Origin of the sequence: Geopseudomonas aromaticivorans, assembly GCF_019097855.1 — a bacterium.
GTDB classification, from domain to species: domain Bacteria; phylum Pseudomonadota; class Gammaproteobacteria; order Pseudomonadales; family Pseudomonadaceae; genus Geopseudomonas; species Geopseudomonas aromaticivorans.
The window spans coordinates 207,467-223,448 of record NZ_JAHRGL010000049.1 but is presented as its reverse complement, the minus strand read 5'-3'; the positions used below and the strand labels follow the sequence as shown (position 1 = coordinate 223,448).

At 67.4% G+C, this 15,982-nt stretch carries 12 protein-coding genes; all 12 read right to left on the bottom strand.

Annotated elements, in window-relative coordinates:
• Positions 1–16: 16 nt before the first annotated feature.
• Genes icmH through tssF form a run of 12 tightly spaced genes read right to left on the bottom strand, consistent with a single transcriptional unit; the run spans position 17 to position 15,822 of the window.
• Entirely contained in the window at positions 17–883 is an 867-nt protein-coding gene (gene icmH / locus KRX52_RS15620; RefSeq protein WP_217682644.1) for a type IVB secretion system protein IcmH/DotU, read from the bottom strand.
• A 5-nt stretch (positions 884–888) separates the two neighbouring features.
• On the bottom strand, positions 889–2,220 hold the full coding sequence (gene tssK / locus KRX52_RS15615; protein ID WP_217682643.1) for a type VI secretion system baseplate subunit TssK: 1,332 nt from the start codon (positions 2,218–2,220) through the stop codon (positions 889–891).
• Between the two features lie 3 nt (positions 2,221–2,223).
• Positions 2,224–2,718, bottom strand: coding sequence for a type VI secretion system lipoprotein TssJ (gene tssJ / locus KRX52_RS15610; protein ID WP_217682642.1), 495 nt, complete (start codon positions 2,716–2,718; stop codon positions 2,224–2,226).
• A 5-nt stretch (positions 2,719–2,723) separates the two neighbouring features.
• The gene (tagH, locus tag KRX52_RS15605) at positions 2,724–3,917 is read right to left on the bottom strand and encodes a type VI secretion system-associated FHA domain protein TagH (RefSeq protein WP_217682641.1); all 1,194 of its coding nucleotides are present in this window, start codon (positions 3,915–3,917) and stop codon (positions 2,724–2,726) included.
• Between the two features lie 21 nt (positions 3,918–3,938).
• Positions 3,939–4,073, bottom strand: coding sequence for a type VI secretion protein (locus KRX52_RS15600; RefSeq protein WP_217682640.1), 135 nt, complete (start codon positions 4,071–4,073; stop codon positions 3,939–3,941).
• Positions 4,074–4,117: 44 nt separating this feature from the next.
• Positions 4,118–5,068: a PoNe immunity protein domain-containing protein gene (locus KRX52_RS15595; RefSeq protein ID WP_217682639.1), complete on the bottom strand. Its 951-nt coding sequence runs from the start codon at positions 5,066–5,068 to the stop codon at positions 4,118–4,120.
• Positions 5,069–5,070: 2 nt separating this feature from the next.
• Positions 5,071–6,612, bottom strand: a complete 1,542-nt coding sequence (locus KRX52_RS15590) for a hypothetical protein (protein WP_217682638.1) — start codon at positions 6,610–6,612, stop codon at positions 5,071–5,073.
• Positions 6,609–8,903, bottom strand: a complete 2,295-nt coding sequence (locus tag KRX52_RS15585; RefSeq protein ID WP_217682637.1) for a type VI secretion system Vgr family protein — start codon at positions 8,901–8,903, stop codon at positions 6,609–6,611. The genes KRX52_RS15590 and KRX52_RS15585 overlap by 4 nt, the downstream gene beginning before the upstream one ends.
• 17 nt (positions 8,904–8,920) lie before the next feature.
• Positions 8,921–10,435 (bottom strand): sigma-54 interaction domain-containing protein, encoded by a 1,515-nt coding sequence (locus tag KRX52_RS15580; RefSeq protein ID WP_217682698.1) that lies wholly within the window; start codon positions 10,433–10,435, stop codon positions 8,921–8,923.
• 10 nt (positions 10,436–10,445) lie between these two features.
• Positions 10,446–13,049, bottom strand: coding sequence for a type VI secretion system ATPase TssH (tssH, locus tag KRX52_RS15575; protein WP_217682636.1), 2,604 nt, complete (start codon positions 13,047–13,049; stop codon positions 10,446–10,448).
• Entirely contained in the window at positions 13,046–14,068 is a 1,023-nt protein-coding gene (tssG, locus tag KRX52_RS15570; RefSeq protein WP_217682635.1) for a type VI secretion system baseplate subunit TssG, read from the bottom strand. Before tssG ends, tssH begins: the two co-directional genes overlap by 4 nt.
• Positions 14,032–15,822, bottom strand: coding sequence for a type VI secretion system baseplate subunit TssF (tssF, locus tag KRX52_RS15565; RefSeq protein WP_217682634.1), 1,791 nt, complete (start codon positions 15,820–15,822; stop codon positions 14,032–14,034). The genes tssG and tssF overlap by 37 nt, the downstream gene beginning before the upstream one ends.
• Positions 15,823–15,982: the final 160 nt, after the last annotated feature.

Here is a 15,982-nt window from a genome sequence, read left to right as displayed (position 1 = left end):
TGCATTCATCCCTGAATTACGGCTGCCCGGCGGCGTTGCCGCCGAGCGACTGATACGGCTGCAGAACGGTGTCGCGCTGTTCGCCCAGCACCCAAGCGAAGCCGCCGTACATCATGGTCAGGCAGGCGAGGGTGAACAGCGCCACCAGCCACCAGGGCACGATGCGCACCCGATGGCGGCGGGTGTCCTTGAGGCCCTGCCAGTGCGGCGACACTTCGCGCGGCACGTCGCCGCGCAGCTGGCGGATCTGTCGGTACAGGCTGTCGCGGATCGCCTCCAGTTCGAGCATGCCGCGTGGCTGTACGCGGTACTTGCCCTCGAAGCCCAGCGCCAGGCACAGGTACATCAACTCGAGCATCGGCAGGTGCTTGACCGGATTGCGCGACAGGCGCTCGAGCAGCTGGAAGAACTTCTCGCCGCCGAAGGTTTCGTTGTGGAAGCTCGACAGCAGGCTCATCTGCGACCACTCGCTCTCGTTGCCCCAGGGCGTGGTCACCACCGCCTCGTCGAGCACGGTGCACAGCACGTAGCGCGCGGCCATCACCTGGCTGCTCTCGGCGCCGTCGTGCAGGGCACGGTGCTCGAACAGCTTGAGCTCGCCGCTCAGGCGCTGGTGCAGCGCATGCAGGTCCTCGGCCTCGCCGCTGTGCTTGAGGCGCACGGCCTCGGAGAGCAGCACGGCGGCGGCGTCCACCAGCGGATTGAGGCCCACGTTGAAGCTCTCCGCCGGGCGCAGGCGCGCGGCGTAGACCATGCGCTCCTCCAGCTGTTCGTATCTCGGCGGGCTGGCGAAGTCGGTCAGCGGGCTGTGGGCCGCGGCATCGCCGTGGCGGTTGAGGATGACCGTGCGGTCGTCCTGGGCATAGTCCATTGCGCGGGTCATGTCGGTCAGTTCCTGATCGCCCAGAATTTCAGTTCAAGCCCGGAAAACTCGCCGGAGACGTGGAAGGCGAAGCCGCCGGAGCGCTCCAGCTGGGCCAGCTCCTCGGCGCTCAGCTCGAGGGCGAAGTAGGTCTTGCCGGCGTGGAAAGGGATCTGCCGCGGCGCCACCGGCAGCGGCTTCACCTTGATCCCCGGCAGGTGCAGGTTGACCAGCTGGCGGATGCGCTCCACCGCGCCGACCTTGAGGTGTGCCGGCAGGCGCGAGCGCAGCTCTTCCGAGTCGCACTGGGCGCTGGCGGCGAGCACGAAGGCGGCCGAGCCGAGCAGCTGGTGGTCGTGCAGCGGCGCCACCTGGATGCCGTACTGGCGCTGCTGCAGGGCCAGCTCGATGGCGTGCTGCTCGAGCACCATCGACAGCACCTGGCGGATGGCGTCCATCAGCCTGCGGAAGCTGGCGCCCTGGTCGCTGTGCTGGTAACGGCTGTCCAGGCGCGGGCGCTTGCTCTCGCTGGAGAAGGTCGCCAGTTCGCCGAGCAGGCCGAGCAGTTCGCGGTAGATCTGCTCCGGGTGCACCTGCTCGAGGCCGAGGTAGTGGCGCAGCACCGGCTCGTGGCGGTTGATCAGCTGCAGCATCAGGAAGTCGCCGACCTCGGCGCCGCCGACCTTGCCGGTGGCGCGGATGCGTTCGGCGAGGATGTCGCCGCGGTGGCCGAGCATGCTGATCACTTCCTTGAGGCAGGACAGCAGGTAGCCGGAAGCTTGGAAGTCGATGAAGGTCGGGATGAATTCGCCATCCAGGGCGATCACCCCGTCCGGGGTGGTGTCGAGGATGTCGCACAGCTTGAGCCTGACGTAGGCCTGGTCGCTGCGCTGCTCGCCGAGCAGCAGACGGAAGTCCGGGCGGGCGGTGCTGACCTGGCTGCTGCTGCCGTCGCCGGCGTTGGAGTCGGCGACCTCCTCGTCGCAGGCGGTGTAGCGCGCCAGCACGTCCTTCTGCTCCGGACGGCGGCTCTCGATGTGGTTGCCGGTGACCAGCGGCAATGCCAGGTACACCGGGGTGTTGCCGGTGTTCGGCGGCACGTCGACGGCCAGCGGTTCGCGGCCGCCGTCGAGTTCGAACAGGCTGCCATCGGGGAGGATGCCGCTGGCCTGGCTGAGCACCAGCTTGCCCATGTTGAGGAACTGGCGGTCGATCTCCAGGCTGAAGAAGCCCCAGGCGTAGTGGCCCAGCTTCTGGGTGCGGGTCTTCAGCTGCTGTTCGTAGTACCGGTCGTTCTGCTGGAAGTGCTGCGGGCGCAGCAGCATGCCTTCCTGCCAGACCACCTTGTGCTGGCTCATGGCTCAGTCCTCGCCCTGGGTTTTCGGCTGGTCAGCGGCGGCGAGATCGCGAATGCCGCGCTCGTCGAGGCTCAGCGTGCTGCGGTTGCGCGCGGCGGCCTCGAGCGGGATGACGAAGCGCCATTGGGCTTCCGGCAGATCGCGGTAGGCGGCGAGCACGCCGACGTAGCGGCTGTCGGACTGCACCGACAGCTTCAGCTCGCGGGTCTCGCCGGGACGCAGCTCGAGCTCCTCGAGGGTCACCAGGTCGGGCGACAGGGCTTCCTTGGGGCGCTGGTAGAGGCTGAAGAAGTCGGCGCTCTCGAACGCCACCGGATGCTTGAGCTCGAACAGGCGCAGCACGATCGGCGACGGCCGGCCGTTGAGGTCGGGGTTGAGCTGGTCGCTGCCGGCCAGGCTGAGGTCCAGCTTGGTCAGGTGCGAGTATGGCGACAGCGCCGAGCAGCCGCCCAGGCCGAGCAGCGCGGCCAGCATGGCCAGGGGAAACAGGCGAGGCATGCGGATCATCCTTGCAGGTCGGTATCGAGGGTGGCGATCAGGCGCACCTGTTCTTCGTAGGTCTTGGCGAAGTCGCGGGCGAACAGGCGTTCGCTCCAGTCGTCGTCCTGCGCCAGCGTCTCGTGCAGGCGACGGTAGGCGCGCCAGCGGCTGCCGGCGGTGGCCAGCAGCGGCTTGTGCTCGCGCTCGAAGCGCAGGGTCAGCTGCTCCGGGGCCAGCTGGACGAGCATGCCCTTGACTGCGGCGCGGCTGGCGGCGAGCAGCGCCACCTGGTGCGCCTGCAGGTCGCGGAAGGCACGGCCGAGCGCCTGGCCGGCCGGCAGCTGGCCGGGCTTGCCTGGGCGCAGCAGGGCGGCGAGGGCCGCATCGGCATCGCTACTGTGCTTGAGCGGGTTGTTGCCGGCGCTCTGCACCGTGGTCAGCGCCAGGCGCAGCTCGTTCTTCAGCTCGCTGCGGGTGCGCAGGCTCTGCTGCAGGCCGGCGATGCTCTGGCGCAGCAGCCGCGCGGCGTGCAGCGCCAGCGCCTCGCGGGCGTCGTCGTCGAGGCCGTCGAGGCTGACGCCGAGGTCTGCGCCGAAGCGCTGCCAGAAGGCTGCAGGCAGGCGCGCGGGCTCGGCAGCCGGCCTGGGCTGCGCTGCTGGCCTGGGCATCACCAGCTCCGGTACCGGCAGGTTTTCCTCGTCGATCTGCGCATAGTCGCGCTGCTGCGCCTGGGCACGCGGCGGCTGGAGGATCGCGCTCAGCTCGTCGACCTCGGCATAGCCGCGTTCCTGTTGTTCCAGCGCGGTCAGCGGGTCGAGATCGAGGAAGGCATCGTCGGGGATGATGCTGCCGGCCGGCAGCGGGCGGCCGATCTCGCCGGCGAACGGTGCCGGGTCGCGGACCAGCCGCGCGCGGATCTCGAAGTCGCCCAGACAGTAGGTGCTGCCGTGTTCGATGCGCTGCGGCTGTCCCCTGGTCAGGCTGGCGCCGCTGTCCCTGAGCTGGATGCCGTTGCTGCTGGTGTCGGTGAGGTAGAAGGCGCCGTCGCGGTAGCTCACCTCGGCGTGGCGGCCGGAGAGGATGCGCTTGCGATCGGGGATCACCCAGTCGCAGTCCTCGGCGCGGCCGATGCTGCCGCCGGCCTGCGTGAAGGTCTTGCTTGTCAGCAGGCCCGGGCCGAACTGCTGGGCAGCGAGCATTTCGAAAACCAGTTCCATGGTTGTTGTCCTCCCTGGCGGTCAGTTGCCGCGGTTTTCCACGTGCGGATCGCCCAGCGGGCGGTAGTCGGCGTCGCTGAACTTGTAGTTGCCGCTGCAGCCGGCCAGGCACAGGGCCAAGGCGAGCAGGGCGGCGGGGTAGAGACAGTGCCGCATGGCGGGCTCCCTTCCGGTTGCGATGGGTAAATGGGCTGTGGACATCAGGCGTGCTCCTCGCCGGACCAGTACCAGAGCGTGTCGCCCCAGCTGGAGCCGGTGAAGCAGGGCATGATTTCGCCTTGCTGGAAGTGGCGGCGGGAGTTGGCCTGCGCCGGGGTGAACCAGTAGCCGGCACGCGGGCAGGGCTGACCGGCCTCGACGCGGCCGATCTGAGTCGAGCCGGCCGGCGGGGTGAAGTTGCGCGCATAGGCAACCAGGTCCTTGGGGTAAACCATGTGGTCGATCTGGCTATCGTCGATGCCGTAGAGGAAGGCGATGGCGCCGGCTTCGAAGGCCCAGTAGCCGACGTAGGAGCCCTCTTCGCCATCCAGATGCGAGTCATGCCAGGGTGCCTGCTCGAAGGCGGGATACCACTGGTTGCAGTACTCCTCGAGCAGGCGGGCGGCCTCGACCTTGTCCTCCACGTAGATCGCGCGAATCAGGGGGGTATAGAGGTCGTGATACCACTCGTCTATGTCATGGCGGCCGGGAAGAACCTTGGCGAGCAAGTCTTCGTATAGAGTGTCTTCGCCCGCATAGCCGGCATTATCTATCAGGGCGACGAAACGCTCGAGTAGATCGATGCGGTGCAGCAGAATGCACAGGCTGATTACCTGAACACATTCCTCGTATTGATATGGCCAGTCGTCAATAGCTAGTGGGCATATGTTTGGTGATTTTTCGTAAAGTGCCAAGGATTTTTGAAAGTCCTCGTAAAGAGATATGAGACTCTCTAAAATGGGAGGCAGGTTTTCTATTGGCTCTCCAGCAGTGTAGGTAATAGTTAGCTTGTCTAGGGCTACGGCCTGAAAGTGTCTTGCTCGGAGCGATTTTTCTTGCTCGGGGGAGTCGGATTCCATGAGGTGAATTTTCCAGAACTCCACTGTTTCACTGCAGTATTCCAGGAAATTTTTATACTGGCCGTTGTTAAGGAATTGTTGTCTTCTTTTCATTTTCAGCTCTCGAGCTTCAGTGATTCGTAGTAGCCGTATTTCGAGGTAAGCGCCTTCTTGCGATGATTCACAAGCTCCCTCACTTCGCTTTCTCCGTAATGAAGGGCAGCGTGTTCGCTATGCGCTTGGCTATCGGAGCTTTTCAAGCGGGCCTGAGCATGAGCTTTAGGGCTTAGGCTCGGGTGGTATAGCGGTGAATAGAACAAGTGGCGGCTATATGAGCTGCGGATCAGGTCCAATAGGCGCAGAGGTGCTGATCTCTTAAGGTTTACGTAGATCCACTCTTTGCTAAGCTGAACAAGAATCTCTTTTTCTGCCTTATGTGGAGAAGTTGATGCGGTTTTTTGGTTGGGTGTCTTATTTTTTGATTTAACTTTTGGTTTTTTTGCATTTCCAGATGAATTTTCTTCTTCGACTGGCTCAATGAGCTCGCTCGGATCTGTCAATCCACCTACGCCAAGTCGCGTAGATATTCTAGGTTTGCGCGTGTTATTGGGTTTTCGCATGAACTTCGGCGCATCTTCATTCTTGCTGGCCTTGGCCTCGATAATCGCGAACAACTTGCCGTTGTTGGTGCTCGGGTCGGCACGCCATACCGCGTCGATTCCCGTGCCATTGGCGCCGTCGGTGAGCTTGTAGAGCACATGCGGGGTCTTTGGATTGCCGCCTTTCGACAGCTTGCCCATCTTGGTCGCGCTGGGTTTACCTTGTAGCCATTGCCCGTCAGCTCCGCGGTCGTGGCCATCCCAGTCCTTGCCCCACCCGAGCTCATAGGCGCAGATGTAATCGGCGATGTGCTCGCCGCTGACGCCGAGCCCCTCGTTGGTGAGCCTGGCCAGACTTTGCTGGCCGAGTGTGGCGTGGTCCGCGCTGTTGCTGCGGGTTCGGCTGGCGCCATCGGCAGTTTGGGTATCGTGACTGGCGGGTTTGCGTCCCTCGGCTGGCTTGCTGCTGCCGAAGCTGGTTGCCGCACTGTTGCGCTGCAGGTTTTTCCACTTGTTCAGGCGCTTTTCGACAATGCCGAGCATGGCCGGCATGTTGTCGCGGGCGCCGGCAAGAACGGTCAACACGGCCGACTGCAACAGCGCAGGCAATGCCTCGAAGGCGGACGAGTTCTTTACGCCCGCGATGACTTCGTCCAGTTCGGCGCGCAGTGCCGCGGAATTGAAGATCTGGGCGAGGAGGGCTTCCGGGCTGGTCTTGATCCCGCACTCCTGAAGCACGAAGCGCAGCAGGTCGAACAGCACCGGGGCATAGCGCTGCGGGTCGCGATTGACGATCCGCAGGCTTTTCTTGACGCCGTCACCGGGGCCGGGAATCCAGCCGATGATTGCCAGCAGCAAATCGAACTGGGCGTCTTCTCTGCCGCTCGGGGATTTTTCCCGGTGCAGGCGGGTGGCGGACTCGACCGTGTCCCAGGCATCGACGGCTTGGCCGAGGAAGGGAACGGCGCCAAGTGCAATCCCCTTGGCAAGCTCGATTGCGGCTTCTTCGTAGGCCGCGCGGCGACCCGCGTCTTCATCGTGGTCGTTGCTCTGCTTCACATCATCCTCCCGGCGGCCTGTTCGATCAGGGCCTGCAGATCGATTGCATCCGGCTCAAGGCCGAGTTTGCGCAGATCGTCTTCTATGTTCTGTTCGGTGGTTCGTACGCTCTTGATCGCGTGGCGTGAATATGGGCGCGGGTCTTCGCCGTAATAGACCTTGATCGGCCCGATAGGCACATCCTCCAGGCGGGCATGCCCCTGGGCATCGAGCTGGCCCTCGCGTTGCGAGCCGTCGCTGAGCTCGACGCGGTACGCTGCGTGAGGCACGGGCTCCAGATTCGGGTAGTGCAGGTTCAGCTCCAGCCAGGAGGTATTGGCCTTGGTACGGCCGAGTCGTTCGCCCGCCTTGGCCGCATCGGCGGCGCCGGGGATCACCGGGCCGATGATCTGGATCCCGGAACCGCTGCCTGGTGCCCCGCCCGAATTGATTCGGATGGTCGCGCCGCTCAGGGTGACGCCGCTCGGATCGAGCTTGATCCAGCTGCCGCCGCCCTGGGCGGTGAGCTCCAGGCCGGCGTCGATCACCACCTTGTCGCCGGCGTAGTAGTGGATCTCGTTGCCGGCCTCGACGAAATGGCCGCTGCCGAGCTTGACGTGCTGGCTGCTGCCGACACTGAGGTGGTCGTTGGCGCGTACCTCGGTCTTGCGCTCGCCGTGGGTGGTGCGGTGTTCCTCGGCCTTGAATTCGCTGTAGCTGTTGGCCTCGACGCTGTCGTGGCGCTGATGGCCGACGCGGATGGTCTGGTCGTGCTCGATGTTCTGGTCCCAGTCGCGCTGGGCGTGCAGGTAGATCTGCTCCTGGCCCTGGCGGTCCTCGATACGCAGCTCGTTGTAGCCGCCACCGCCGGGGCTGCTGAGGGTCTTGAACAGGCTGCGGGTCTTGTTGGCCGGCAGGTCGTAGGGGACCACGTGCTCCTTGTGGTACAGGCAGCCGGTGACCAGCGGCTGGTCGGGGTCGCCTTCGAGGAAGCTGACCAACACCTCCATGCCGACCCTCGGGATGGCGATGCCGCCGTAGCGGTCGCCGGCCCAACTGCTCGATACGCGCAGCCAGCAGCTGGTGGTGTCGTCGGCCTGGCCCTCGCGGTCCCAGTGGAACTGCACCTTGACGCGACCGTACGGGTCGCAGTGGATTTCTTCCCCTTGCGGGCCGGTGACCACGGCGCTCTGGCTGCCGAGGAGGCGCGGCTTGGCATGGGCCAGCGGCGGGCGGAAGGGCACGTCCCAGGGCGTGGCGACGAAGCGGTTGCGGTAGCCCTGGGTGAAGCCGTCGCTGGTCGCCGTATCGCTGGTGACCGACTCCTCGAGCACCTGCGGTTGCTTGCTTTCGTGGTGGACTTCGCTGAGTAGCCACAGCTGGTTCCACTCGGGGCGCGGATGCTCGCCCAGCTCGAGGAAGTGCCCGCTGCGCAGGGTCGGCTGGTCGCTGTCGCCCTCGGCCAGCTGGTAGTCGGCACGGTGGCGCTCGAGGGCACGGCGGGCGAGGTGTCGACCGCGGCTGCGGTCGGTGTAGCGGCCGGGGTAGTCGTAGTCCTCCAGGTCCGGGGCGAACTCGCTGGCGAAGGCGCTTTCCAGCGCCAGGCGCGGCTGCTCGAAATCGTAGTCGCGCCGGCTGACCCGGCTGGTACGGGTTTCCAGGCGCACGCCAAAGCGCTTGACCACTCGCGCGTCGGCGACCAGACCGGAGTCCTGCTGGTAGCTCACCGGCGCCAGTCTGGGGAACACGGTCTGGTCGTCGCCGAATACCAGCAGGTGCTCCTCCGGGCTGTGCCGGAAGTGGTAGTGGAGGCCTTCCTCCTCGCACAGGCGCTGGATGAAGTGCAGGTCGGACTCGGCGTATTGCACACAGTAGTCGCGAGGGGGATAGCCGGCCGGGCCGAGCTGGAAGCGGTAGCCACTGCCTTCGAGGATGCCGTGCTCCTCGAGTACCCGGGCGACGATCTGCGGCACGCTGAGGTGCTGGAAGATGCGCCGGTTGCTGCGGTGGGCCAGGTAGGCCAGGCGTGGTACCAGGCTCAGGCGGTAGCGGGTCAGGCGCTGGCCGGAGTCGCCCTGGGCGATCTGGTAGACCAGACCATGCACCCCGGCGCCATCCGGGGCGAAGGCAAGGAAGGCCGGGCGGTTGAGCAGGCTCTGCAGGTCGAGATCGGGACGTTCGCCGACCAGTTCCAGGTCGAAGCGCCAGGGCTGGCTGATGGCTTCGCGGCCGTGGAACTCGAGCACCTGCAGGTCGTGCTCGACGCCGTCGATGCGCAGGCAGAAGTGGGGTTGGTTGGCTGGATTGAACATGCTCTTCTCCCTGAGCCTCAGATATCGCTCGCGCTGATGTTCAGCTTGTCCATGCGGTACAGCAGGGTGCGCCGCGGCAGGCCCAGTTCGCGGGCGGCGTGGGTCTGGTTGCCGCGGTTCTTGCGCAGGCAGTCGAGCAGCAGATTGCGCTCCACCCGTTCGAGACGTTCGCGCAGGCTGAGGGTGCTGTCGGTGGCGTTGTCGACGTGGCGCAGGTTGAGGTGCTCGGGCAGCAGCTCGCCGCCTTCGCAGAGCAGCACGGCGCGCTCGACGATGCTCTTCAGCTCGCGCACGTTGCCGGGGAAGTCGTAGCTGGCCAGACGCTCCTGCGCGGCATCGGACCAGCGGCACGGGTCGCGCTGCAGGAAGGCGCAGGCGTTGGCGGCGAAGTGGCGGGCCAGGCGCAGGACGTCGCTGGAGCGCTCGCGCAGCGGCGGCAGCTCGATGGGGAAGTGCGACAGGCGATAGAACAGGTCCTCGCGAAAGCGGCCTTCCTCGACCTGGCTGCGCAGCTGGCGATGGGTGGCGGCGATGATGCGCACGTCGACCCGGTGGGTCTCGGTCGAACCGAGCGGGCGTACTTCGCCTTCCTGCAGCACGCGCAGCAGCTTGGCCTGCAGGGCCAGCGGCATGTCGCCGATCTCGTCGAGGAACAGGGTGCCGCCGTCGGCGGCATCGAACAGGCCGGCGCGGTCGCGGTCGGCGCCGGTGAAGGCGCCCTTGCGATAGCCGAACAGCTCGCTTTCCAGCAGGTTCTCCGGCAGCGAGGCGCAGTTCTGCACGATGAACGGCCGGCTGCGCCGCAGGCCGCAGTCGTGGATGGCGCGGGCGACCAGCTCCTTGCCGGTGCCGGTCTCGCCGGTGATCAGCACGCTCACCGGGTTGTGCAGGACCTTGCCGATCAACTGGTACAGCTCGCGCATGCGCGGGCTGTCGCCGATCAGGCCGTAGCCGCTGGCCAGAGGGGCCGGTACGGCGGGGCTGGCGTCCTCCGCCGGGCGGGGCGCGCGCAGGCGCTGCAGCAGCTGCAGCTGGGCCAGGGCGAAGCCGCCGAGCCGGCCGAGCGAGCCGGCAAAACCCAGCAGGTCACGGGAACTCTGGCTGGCGACCAGCAGCAGGCCGGCGCAGCGCTGCCGTTCGTCCAGCAGCGGCAGGCACAGCAGGCTGCACCAGGGCTGGCGGGCTGGTGGCAGGAAGCTGGCGTCGTGCAGGCTGGCGTCGAGCCCCGCCAGGCTGAGCACGCGGTTCTGGCACAGGCAGTATTGCAGCAGCTGCTCGTCGCGATAGTCGCTCGGCAGGCTGGCGGCTTCGCGTGGCTGCAGCAGGTCCTCGAGCCATTCGGCCGACAGGCACAGCCGGGTGTGGCTGTCGTCGAGCAGGTACAGCTGGCTCAGCTCGCCGCCGGACAGCTGCGCGGCAGAGCGCACCAGCTCGCCCAGCAGGCTGTCGCCGCTGGCGGTGCGGGCCAGGCTGGCGTAGCACTCCAGCAGGGCTTCGGCGTAGCGCAGCGGCTGCGGGACCTGGGCGAACAGCGGCGCGGCGTCAGGAGAATTCACAGATCAGCGCTCCTTCGCCGTCGAGGGTGGCGTGCACGTGCTGCAGGGGGGCGCCGCCGGCCATGGCGGCGAGCAGACGGTCGACCACCAGCGGCTGCAGGTGGCGGTCGATCAACTGGTCGATCAGCCGGGCGCCGCTGTCGCCGTGGCTGCAGCGACCGCCCAGGTGCTCGACCAGCGCCGCGCAGTGGCTGAAGCGCAGCTGGCGGCGGGCCAGGCGTTCGCCGAAGCGGGCCAGTTTGAGTTCGACCAGTTCGCGCAGCACCTCGCCGGCCACCGGGTAGTAGGGCACCACGCGCATGCGTGCCAGCAGCGCCGGCTTGAAGTGCTGGCTGAGTTGCGGGCGGATGGCCTGCTCCAGCTCGTCGGCATCCGGGCGCTGGCCGCCGGCGCAGAGCGCGGTGATGCGCTCGCTGGCGAGGTTGGAGGTGAGCAGGATCAGACAGTTGCGGAAGTCGATCGCGCGCCCTTCGCCGTCGTTGGCCACGCCCTTGTCGAAGATCTGGTAGAAGAGGTTGAGCACGTCCGGGTCGGCCTTCTCCACCTCGTCGAGGAGGATCACCGAGTAGGGTTTCTGGCGCACCGCCTCGGTGAGCATGCCGCCCTCGCCATAGCCGACGTAGCCGGGCGGGGCGCCGATCAGCCGCGACAGCGAGTGCTTCTCCTGGAACTCGGCCATGTTGATGGTGGTGAGGAAGCGCTCGCCGCCGTACAGCAGGTCGGCCAGGGCCAGGGCGGTCTCGGTCTTGCCGACGCCACTGGGGCCGACCAGCAGGAACACGCCGACCGGCGCGTCGGCCTTGTTGAGGCCGGCGGCGCTGGCGCGCATGGCGCGGTCGAGGGCCTGCACTGCCTGTTGCTGGCCGCGCACGCGCAGGCCGAGGTCGGCGGCGAAGCCGGCCACCTTGCTGCTGTGCTCGCGGGCCAGCTGGGCCAGCGGCACGCCGGTCCACTGGCTGATCACCTCGGCCACCAGGCGCGGGCAGACTTCGTGGCTGACCAGGCGCTCGGCGCTCTGGGCGCTTGCGAGTTCGGCCTGCAGGGCGCGCAGCTCGTCTTCCAGTTGCTCTGCGGTGGGTTGAACTACGTCCCCGGCATCCGCCGCGGCAGTAGTCAGGCGTGCAGTGGAGCAACGCTGGCGCAGCTCGAGCAGCCGCTCGGCCAGTTCGCGCTGGCCGCGCCAGCGCTCTTCCAGTTGTTGCCGTTCGCTGCGCGCGGCGTCCAGGCGGCTTTCCAGTTGCGCCAGGGCATCGCCGTCGATGGCCAGTCCGGCGTCCAGGTCACGGCTCAGGGCCTGCTGCTGGCGCTCGCCTTCGGCGATTTCGCCGCGCAGGCGCTCCAGCGCCGCAGGGGCGGCCGCCAGGCTGATGCGCACCCGCGCGCAGGCGGTGTCCAGAACGTCCACCGCCTTGTCCGGCAGCTGGCGGCCGGCGAGGTAGCGGGCGGACAGTTCGGCGGCGGCCACCACGGCATCGTCGCGCAGGTAGATGCCGTGGCTGCGCTCGTAGACCGGCGCCAGGCCGCGCAGGATGGTCACCGCCTCGGCCACCGTCGGCTCGAGCAGCTGCACCGGCTGGAAGCGCCGGGCCAGCGCCGGATCCTTCTCGAAGTACTTCTTGTATTCACTCCAGGTGGTGGCGGCGATGGTGCGCAGCTCGCCGCGCGCCAGTGCCGGCTTGAGCAGGTTGGCGGCGTCCGAGCCGCCGGCTTGGCCGCCGGCGCCGATCAGGGTGTGCGCCTCGTCGATGAACAGGATGACCGGCCGGGGCGCACCCTTGACCTCGTCGATCACCCCCTGCAGGCGGCGCTCGAACTCGCCCTTGACGCTGGCGCCGGCCTGCAGCAGGCCGAGATCGAGGCCCAGCAGCTCGACGCCCTTGAGCGCCTCCGGCACCTCGCCGTCGGCGATGCGCAGGGCCAGGCCCTCGACCAGCGCGGTCTTGCCGACGCCGGCCTCGCCGACCACGATGGGGTTGTTCTTCCGCCGCCGGGCGAGGATGTCGATCATCTGGCGGATTGCCGCGTCGCGGCACAGCACCGGGTCGAGCTTGCCGTCCCGGGCCTGCTGGGTGAAGTTGTGGGTGAAGCGCGCCAGCGCCGATTCGCCGCCTGCGGCGGGCTGGCCGGCGCTCGGCTGCGGCTGCTGGCTGCGGGCGAAGTCGCGCAGGCGTTCGGCATCTAGCCTGGCCAGCAACGGCTGGTAGCGGGTGCCGGCATGGCGCAGCGGGTTGCGCAGCAGGGCAAGGAGCAGGGCCGCCGGATCGATCCGGCTCTGGCCGAGCTCCAGGCTGGCAACCAGCAGGGCATCCTGCAGCCACCGCACCAGCTCGCTGGCGAACACTGGGTTGCGCGACGCGCTGGCCTCGCCGCGCGGCTGCAGCACGCCGGCCAGTTCGCCGGCGTCCACCCCGGCATCCTGCAGGGCGCGGGCCAGCAGGCCGTCCGGGCGCTCGAGCAGGCCGAGCAGCAGGTCCTCGACCAGGATCCTGCTGCCGCCGCGGGCCATGCAGCGCTCGGCGGCACCTTCCAGGTCGCCGCGGGTCGCGGCGTCGAGGGCCTGGACCAGCTGTTGCAAATCGACGTTGATCATTTCATCGCTCCTTGATTGATGCGGCTGCCCAGGGTGACCAGGCCGTCGGCGCGCTCGCGGCCGAGCCAGCTGGTCCAGCCCAGGCGGCAGGGGTTGGCGGCGCCGATACGCAGCTCGCGGATTTCGTCCCGGCGCAGCTCCAGGCGGATGTCGTAGTCGAGCGGGTCGCGCAGGGTGAAGCGCACCAGCGCGCAGAGCGGCTGGTAGCCGTCGCCCGACGGCAGGAAGGCGTGGAAGCCTTGCCAGTCGAGCTGGCGGATGTGGATGCGGAACTTGCCGCCGCGGTCGCGCACCTGCTCGCCGAGCACCAGACTTTCGCCCAGCTGGCTGTTGGCGCGGCCGAGGCGGTTGCGCTGATCAAAGAGGATGGTCACCCGGCGCTCCAGGCACTGCTCGATGTGCAGTTCGGCGTGCTTGAAGTAGTAGCGCAGCACCGATTCGATCAGCGCTGCCGAGTGGGCGCGCAGGCTGAGCAGACCGAGGTAGGGCAGCAGACGTTTCCAGTTCAGCTCCGCAGCGCTGCGGATCGGCTCGCCGCCGAGGCCAATCAGGGCGAACAGCTGGGCGGACAGCGGATCGCGGGCACCGCGGGCGAAGCGCGCGTGGTAGCGGTATTTTTGCCAGATCGGCAGCAGCAGGCGCTGCAGGCGGTCGTTGAACAGGTCGAGGAAGTGGCGGGTCGGGTTGTCGACCGCGCTGTCGCCCAGCGCCTGTTCGCCGTAGAACGTCGGCAGCGGCGAACCGGCGCCGCACAGGCCGACCAGGTTGACGCACAGGCGCGCGCGCAGCTCGCCGTGCTCCTCGAAGAACTGCACGCGCTCGATGTCGCAGCCGGGAAAGCCCAGGCTGGGGTTGGCCTGGAATTCCAGACGTTCGTACAGCGCCTGCTCGTCCAGCTGCGGATGGGCGGTCTGCAGGCGGTTCAGCACCCGCTGCACGCCCTGGAACAGGCTGTACTCGCGGATGCTCCGGCCGAGCCGGTTCAGAGCAGGGGCTGCTGCCCCATGCGCGGCGTCCATTGGTACACCTCTCCCTGGGTGCTCTGCACGCGCAGCTCGTGGTACGAGTTGAGGCTGGCGTACAGGGCAAAGAATTCGTTGAGCACCGAGGCGAAGAGGAACAGGTCGCCCTCGCCCAGGTAGCAGTCGGCGGCCATGACCAGCTCGGTGCGCACGCCGCGCACCGGCAGGCCGCGGTGCAGGCGATCGACGTGCCGGTGGCCGATCTGCTGCAGTCCGCCGAGCAGGCGCCGGCTGACCTTTTCTGCGTGCTGGTCGTAGTGGCGCGGCAGGTCGTAGGTCTCGAGGATCGCCTTGAGCGCCTCGACGTTGGCCAGCGACAGGTAGTTGAGCGACATGTTGGAAATCAGCTTCCACAGGTAGTCGCGGTGCAACGGCGGTGCATAGCTGGGGGTCACCGCGCCGATGTTGCGGAACGCCAGGAACTCCGGGGTGCCCTCGCAGGGCCGGCAGATGTCGCCGATCCCCAGCTGGCGCGGCAGGTTCTGGTTGGTGCAGGTCAGCTCGACGGACAGGGTTTCCTGCTGGTCGGCCTGGCGCGTGCCGAAGCTCAGCCAGGTCTCCAGGCCGTCGCCCAGCAGCGACGGCTGCTGGCGCACGCTGTAGTGCGGGCGGGCGTGGGGCACATCGAAGCTGGCGTCGTGCTCGAACGATTCGAACGGCACGTACTCCTCGTAGCCCATGCCGCCGGGCCGCCAGCCGGTGACCCGGTCGACCGAGAACACCGCGCAATGCTGCGGGTCGTATTCGGCCGGGCGCAGCAGGTACTGGTCCTGGCGGCCGTCGAGGCGGATCGGCGTGGCGTCGTGGGCGAACAGGTTGACCACCGGGGTGCAGTACAGGCGCAGGTTGTCCAGGGTCGGGCGAATGCGCTGCACGCCGGCCTGGCGGATGTCGAAGCGCAGCTCCAGACCGCGGACGCGCTTGAGCTGCTCATCCGGCAGACGCCGCAGGGCATCCAGGCCGTGCAGGTCGACGAACAGGAACTTGTCCTGGAAGGCGAAGTACTCCTGCAGGAAGCGATAGCCGCGGAAGGTGTTGAGCGGGTAGGGGATCAGCGCCTCGTCCTCGGCGAAGCCGACCGGCTGCACCTGCGCGGCATCCAGGCGCAGGGCGGGCAGCGGTTGGTCGTGGGCATCGCGCAGCGGCCGGCCGTCGGCGTCGAGGGCGACCAACTGGATGCCGTCGAGGTGGCGCAGCAGGCCGAGGTAGAGCAGCTGGCTGATGTAGCGCTCGCCACTCAGGTGCAGGCGCAGCCGGCGCAGGTCCAGCTCGCCGAGATGACCGTCGGCGCTCATGGTCAGGCGCAGGCTGAGCAGCGCGCCCTCACCCTGCACCGCATAGTCGAGGGCGCTCAGCGCCAGCGGCAGCACCTCGGTGGCGTAGGCGGTGCGGAAACGGCAGGTCGCGCCCTGGATCGGCTTCGACTCCACCGGCGTGTGGCGCGCTACCGTCAGCGCCGGTCCCGGGCGCTTGAGTGGCTCGAACTGCAGCATGCTGAGCGCCGGCAGCGGGCGCATGTAGTTCGGCCACAGCAGGTGCATCATCGAGTGGGTCAGCTCCGGCAATTCGTCGTCGAGCTTCTGGCGCAGGCGCCCGGTGAGGAAGGCGAAGCCCTCGAGCAGGCGCTCGACATCCGGATCGCGCCCGCTCTGGCCGAGGAACGGCGCCAGCGCCGGGCTGCGCTCGGCAAAGCGCTTGCCGAGCTGGCGCAGGGCGTTGAGCTCGCTCTGGTAGTAGTGGTTGAAGGACATCAGTTCTACATCCCTGCCATTGGGGCGTTACATGGCCAATCACTAGCTGCTTGGATTTTTGCGTAGTTGTTGGGCTGGTGTTGTGGGATCAGCTTCAAATCCTTGAAGGCCGATGAGGGGATGTCGCCGCTACACCAGTGCGAAGTCATCCAGATGCAGT

Coding starts and splice junctions, on each gene's coding strand:
- icmH (WP_217682644.1), bottom strand. CDS start 883: ATGACCCGCGCAATGGACTATGCCCAGGACGACCGCACGGTCATCCTC.
- tssK (WP_217682643.1), bottom strand. CDS start 2,220: ATGAGCCAGCACAAGGTGGTCTGGCAGGAAGGCATGCTGCTGCGCCCG.
- tssJ (WP_217682642.1), bottom strand. CDS start 2,718: ATGCCTCGCCTGTTTCCCCTGGCCATGCTGGCCGCGCTGCTCGGCCTG.
- tagH (WP_217682641.1), bottom strand. CDS start 3,917: ATGGAACTGGTTTTCGAAATGCTCGCTGCCCAGCAGTTCGGCCCGGGC.
- KRX52_RS15600 (WP_217682640.1), bottom strand. CDS start 4,073: ATGCGGCACTGTCTCTACCCCGCCGCCCTGCTCGCCTTGGCCCTGTGC.
- KRX52_RS15595 (WP_217682639.1), bottom strand. CDS start 5,068: ATGAAAAGAAGACAACAATTCCTTAACAACGGCCAGTATAAAAATTTC.
- KRX52_RS15585 (WP_217682637.1), bottom strand. CDS start 8,903: ATGTTCAATCCAGCCAACCAACCCCACTTCTGCCTGCGCATCGACGGC.
- tssH (WP_217682636.1), bottom strand. CDS start 13,049: ATGATCAACGTCGATTTGCAACAGCTGGTCCAGGCCCTCGACGCCGCG.
- tssG (WP_217682635.1), bottom strand. CDS start 14,068: ATGGACGCCGCGCATGGGGCAGCAGCCCCTGCTCTGAACCGGCTCGGC.
- tssF (WP_217682634.1), bottom strand. CDS start 15,822: ATGTCCTTCAACCACTACTACCAGAGCGAGCTCAACGCCCTGCGCCAG.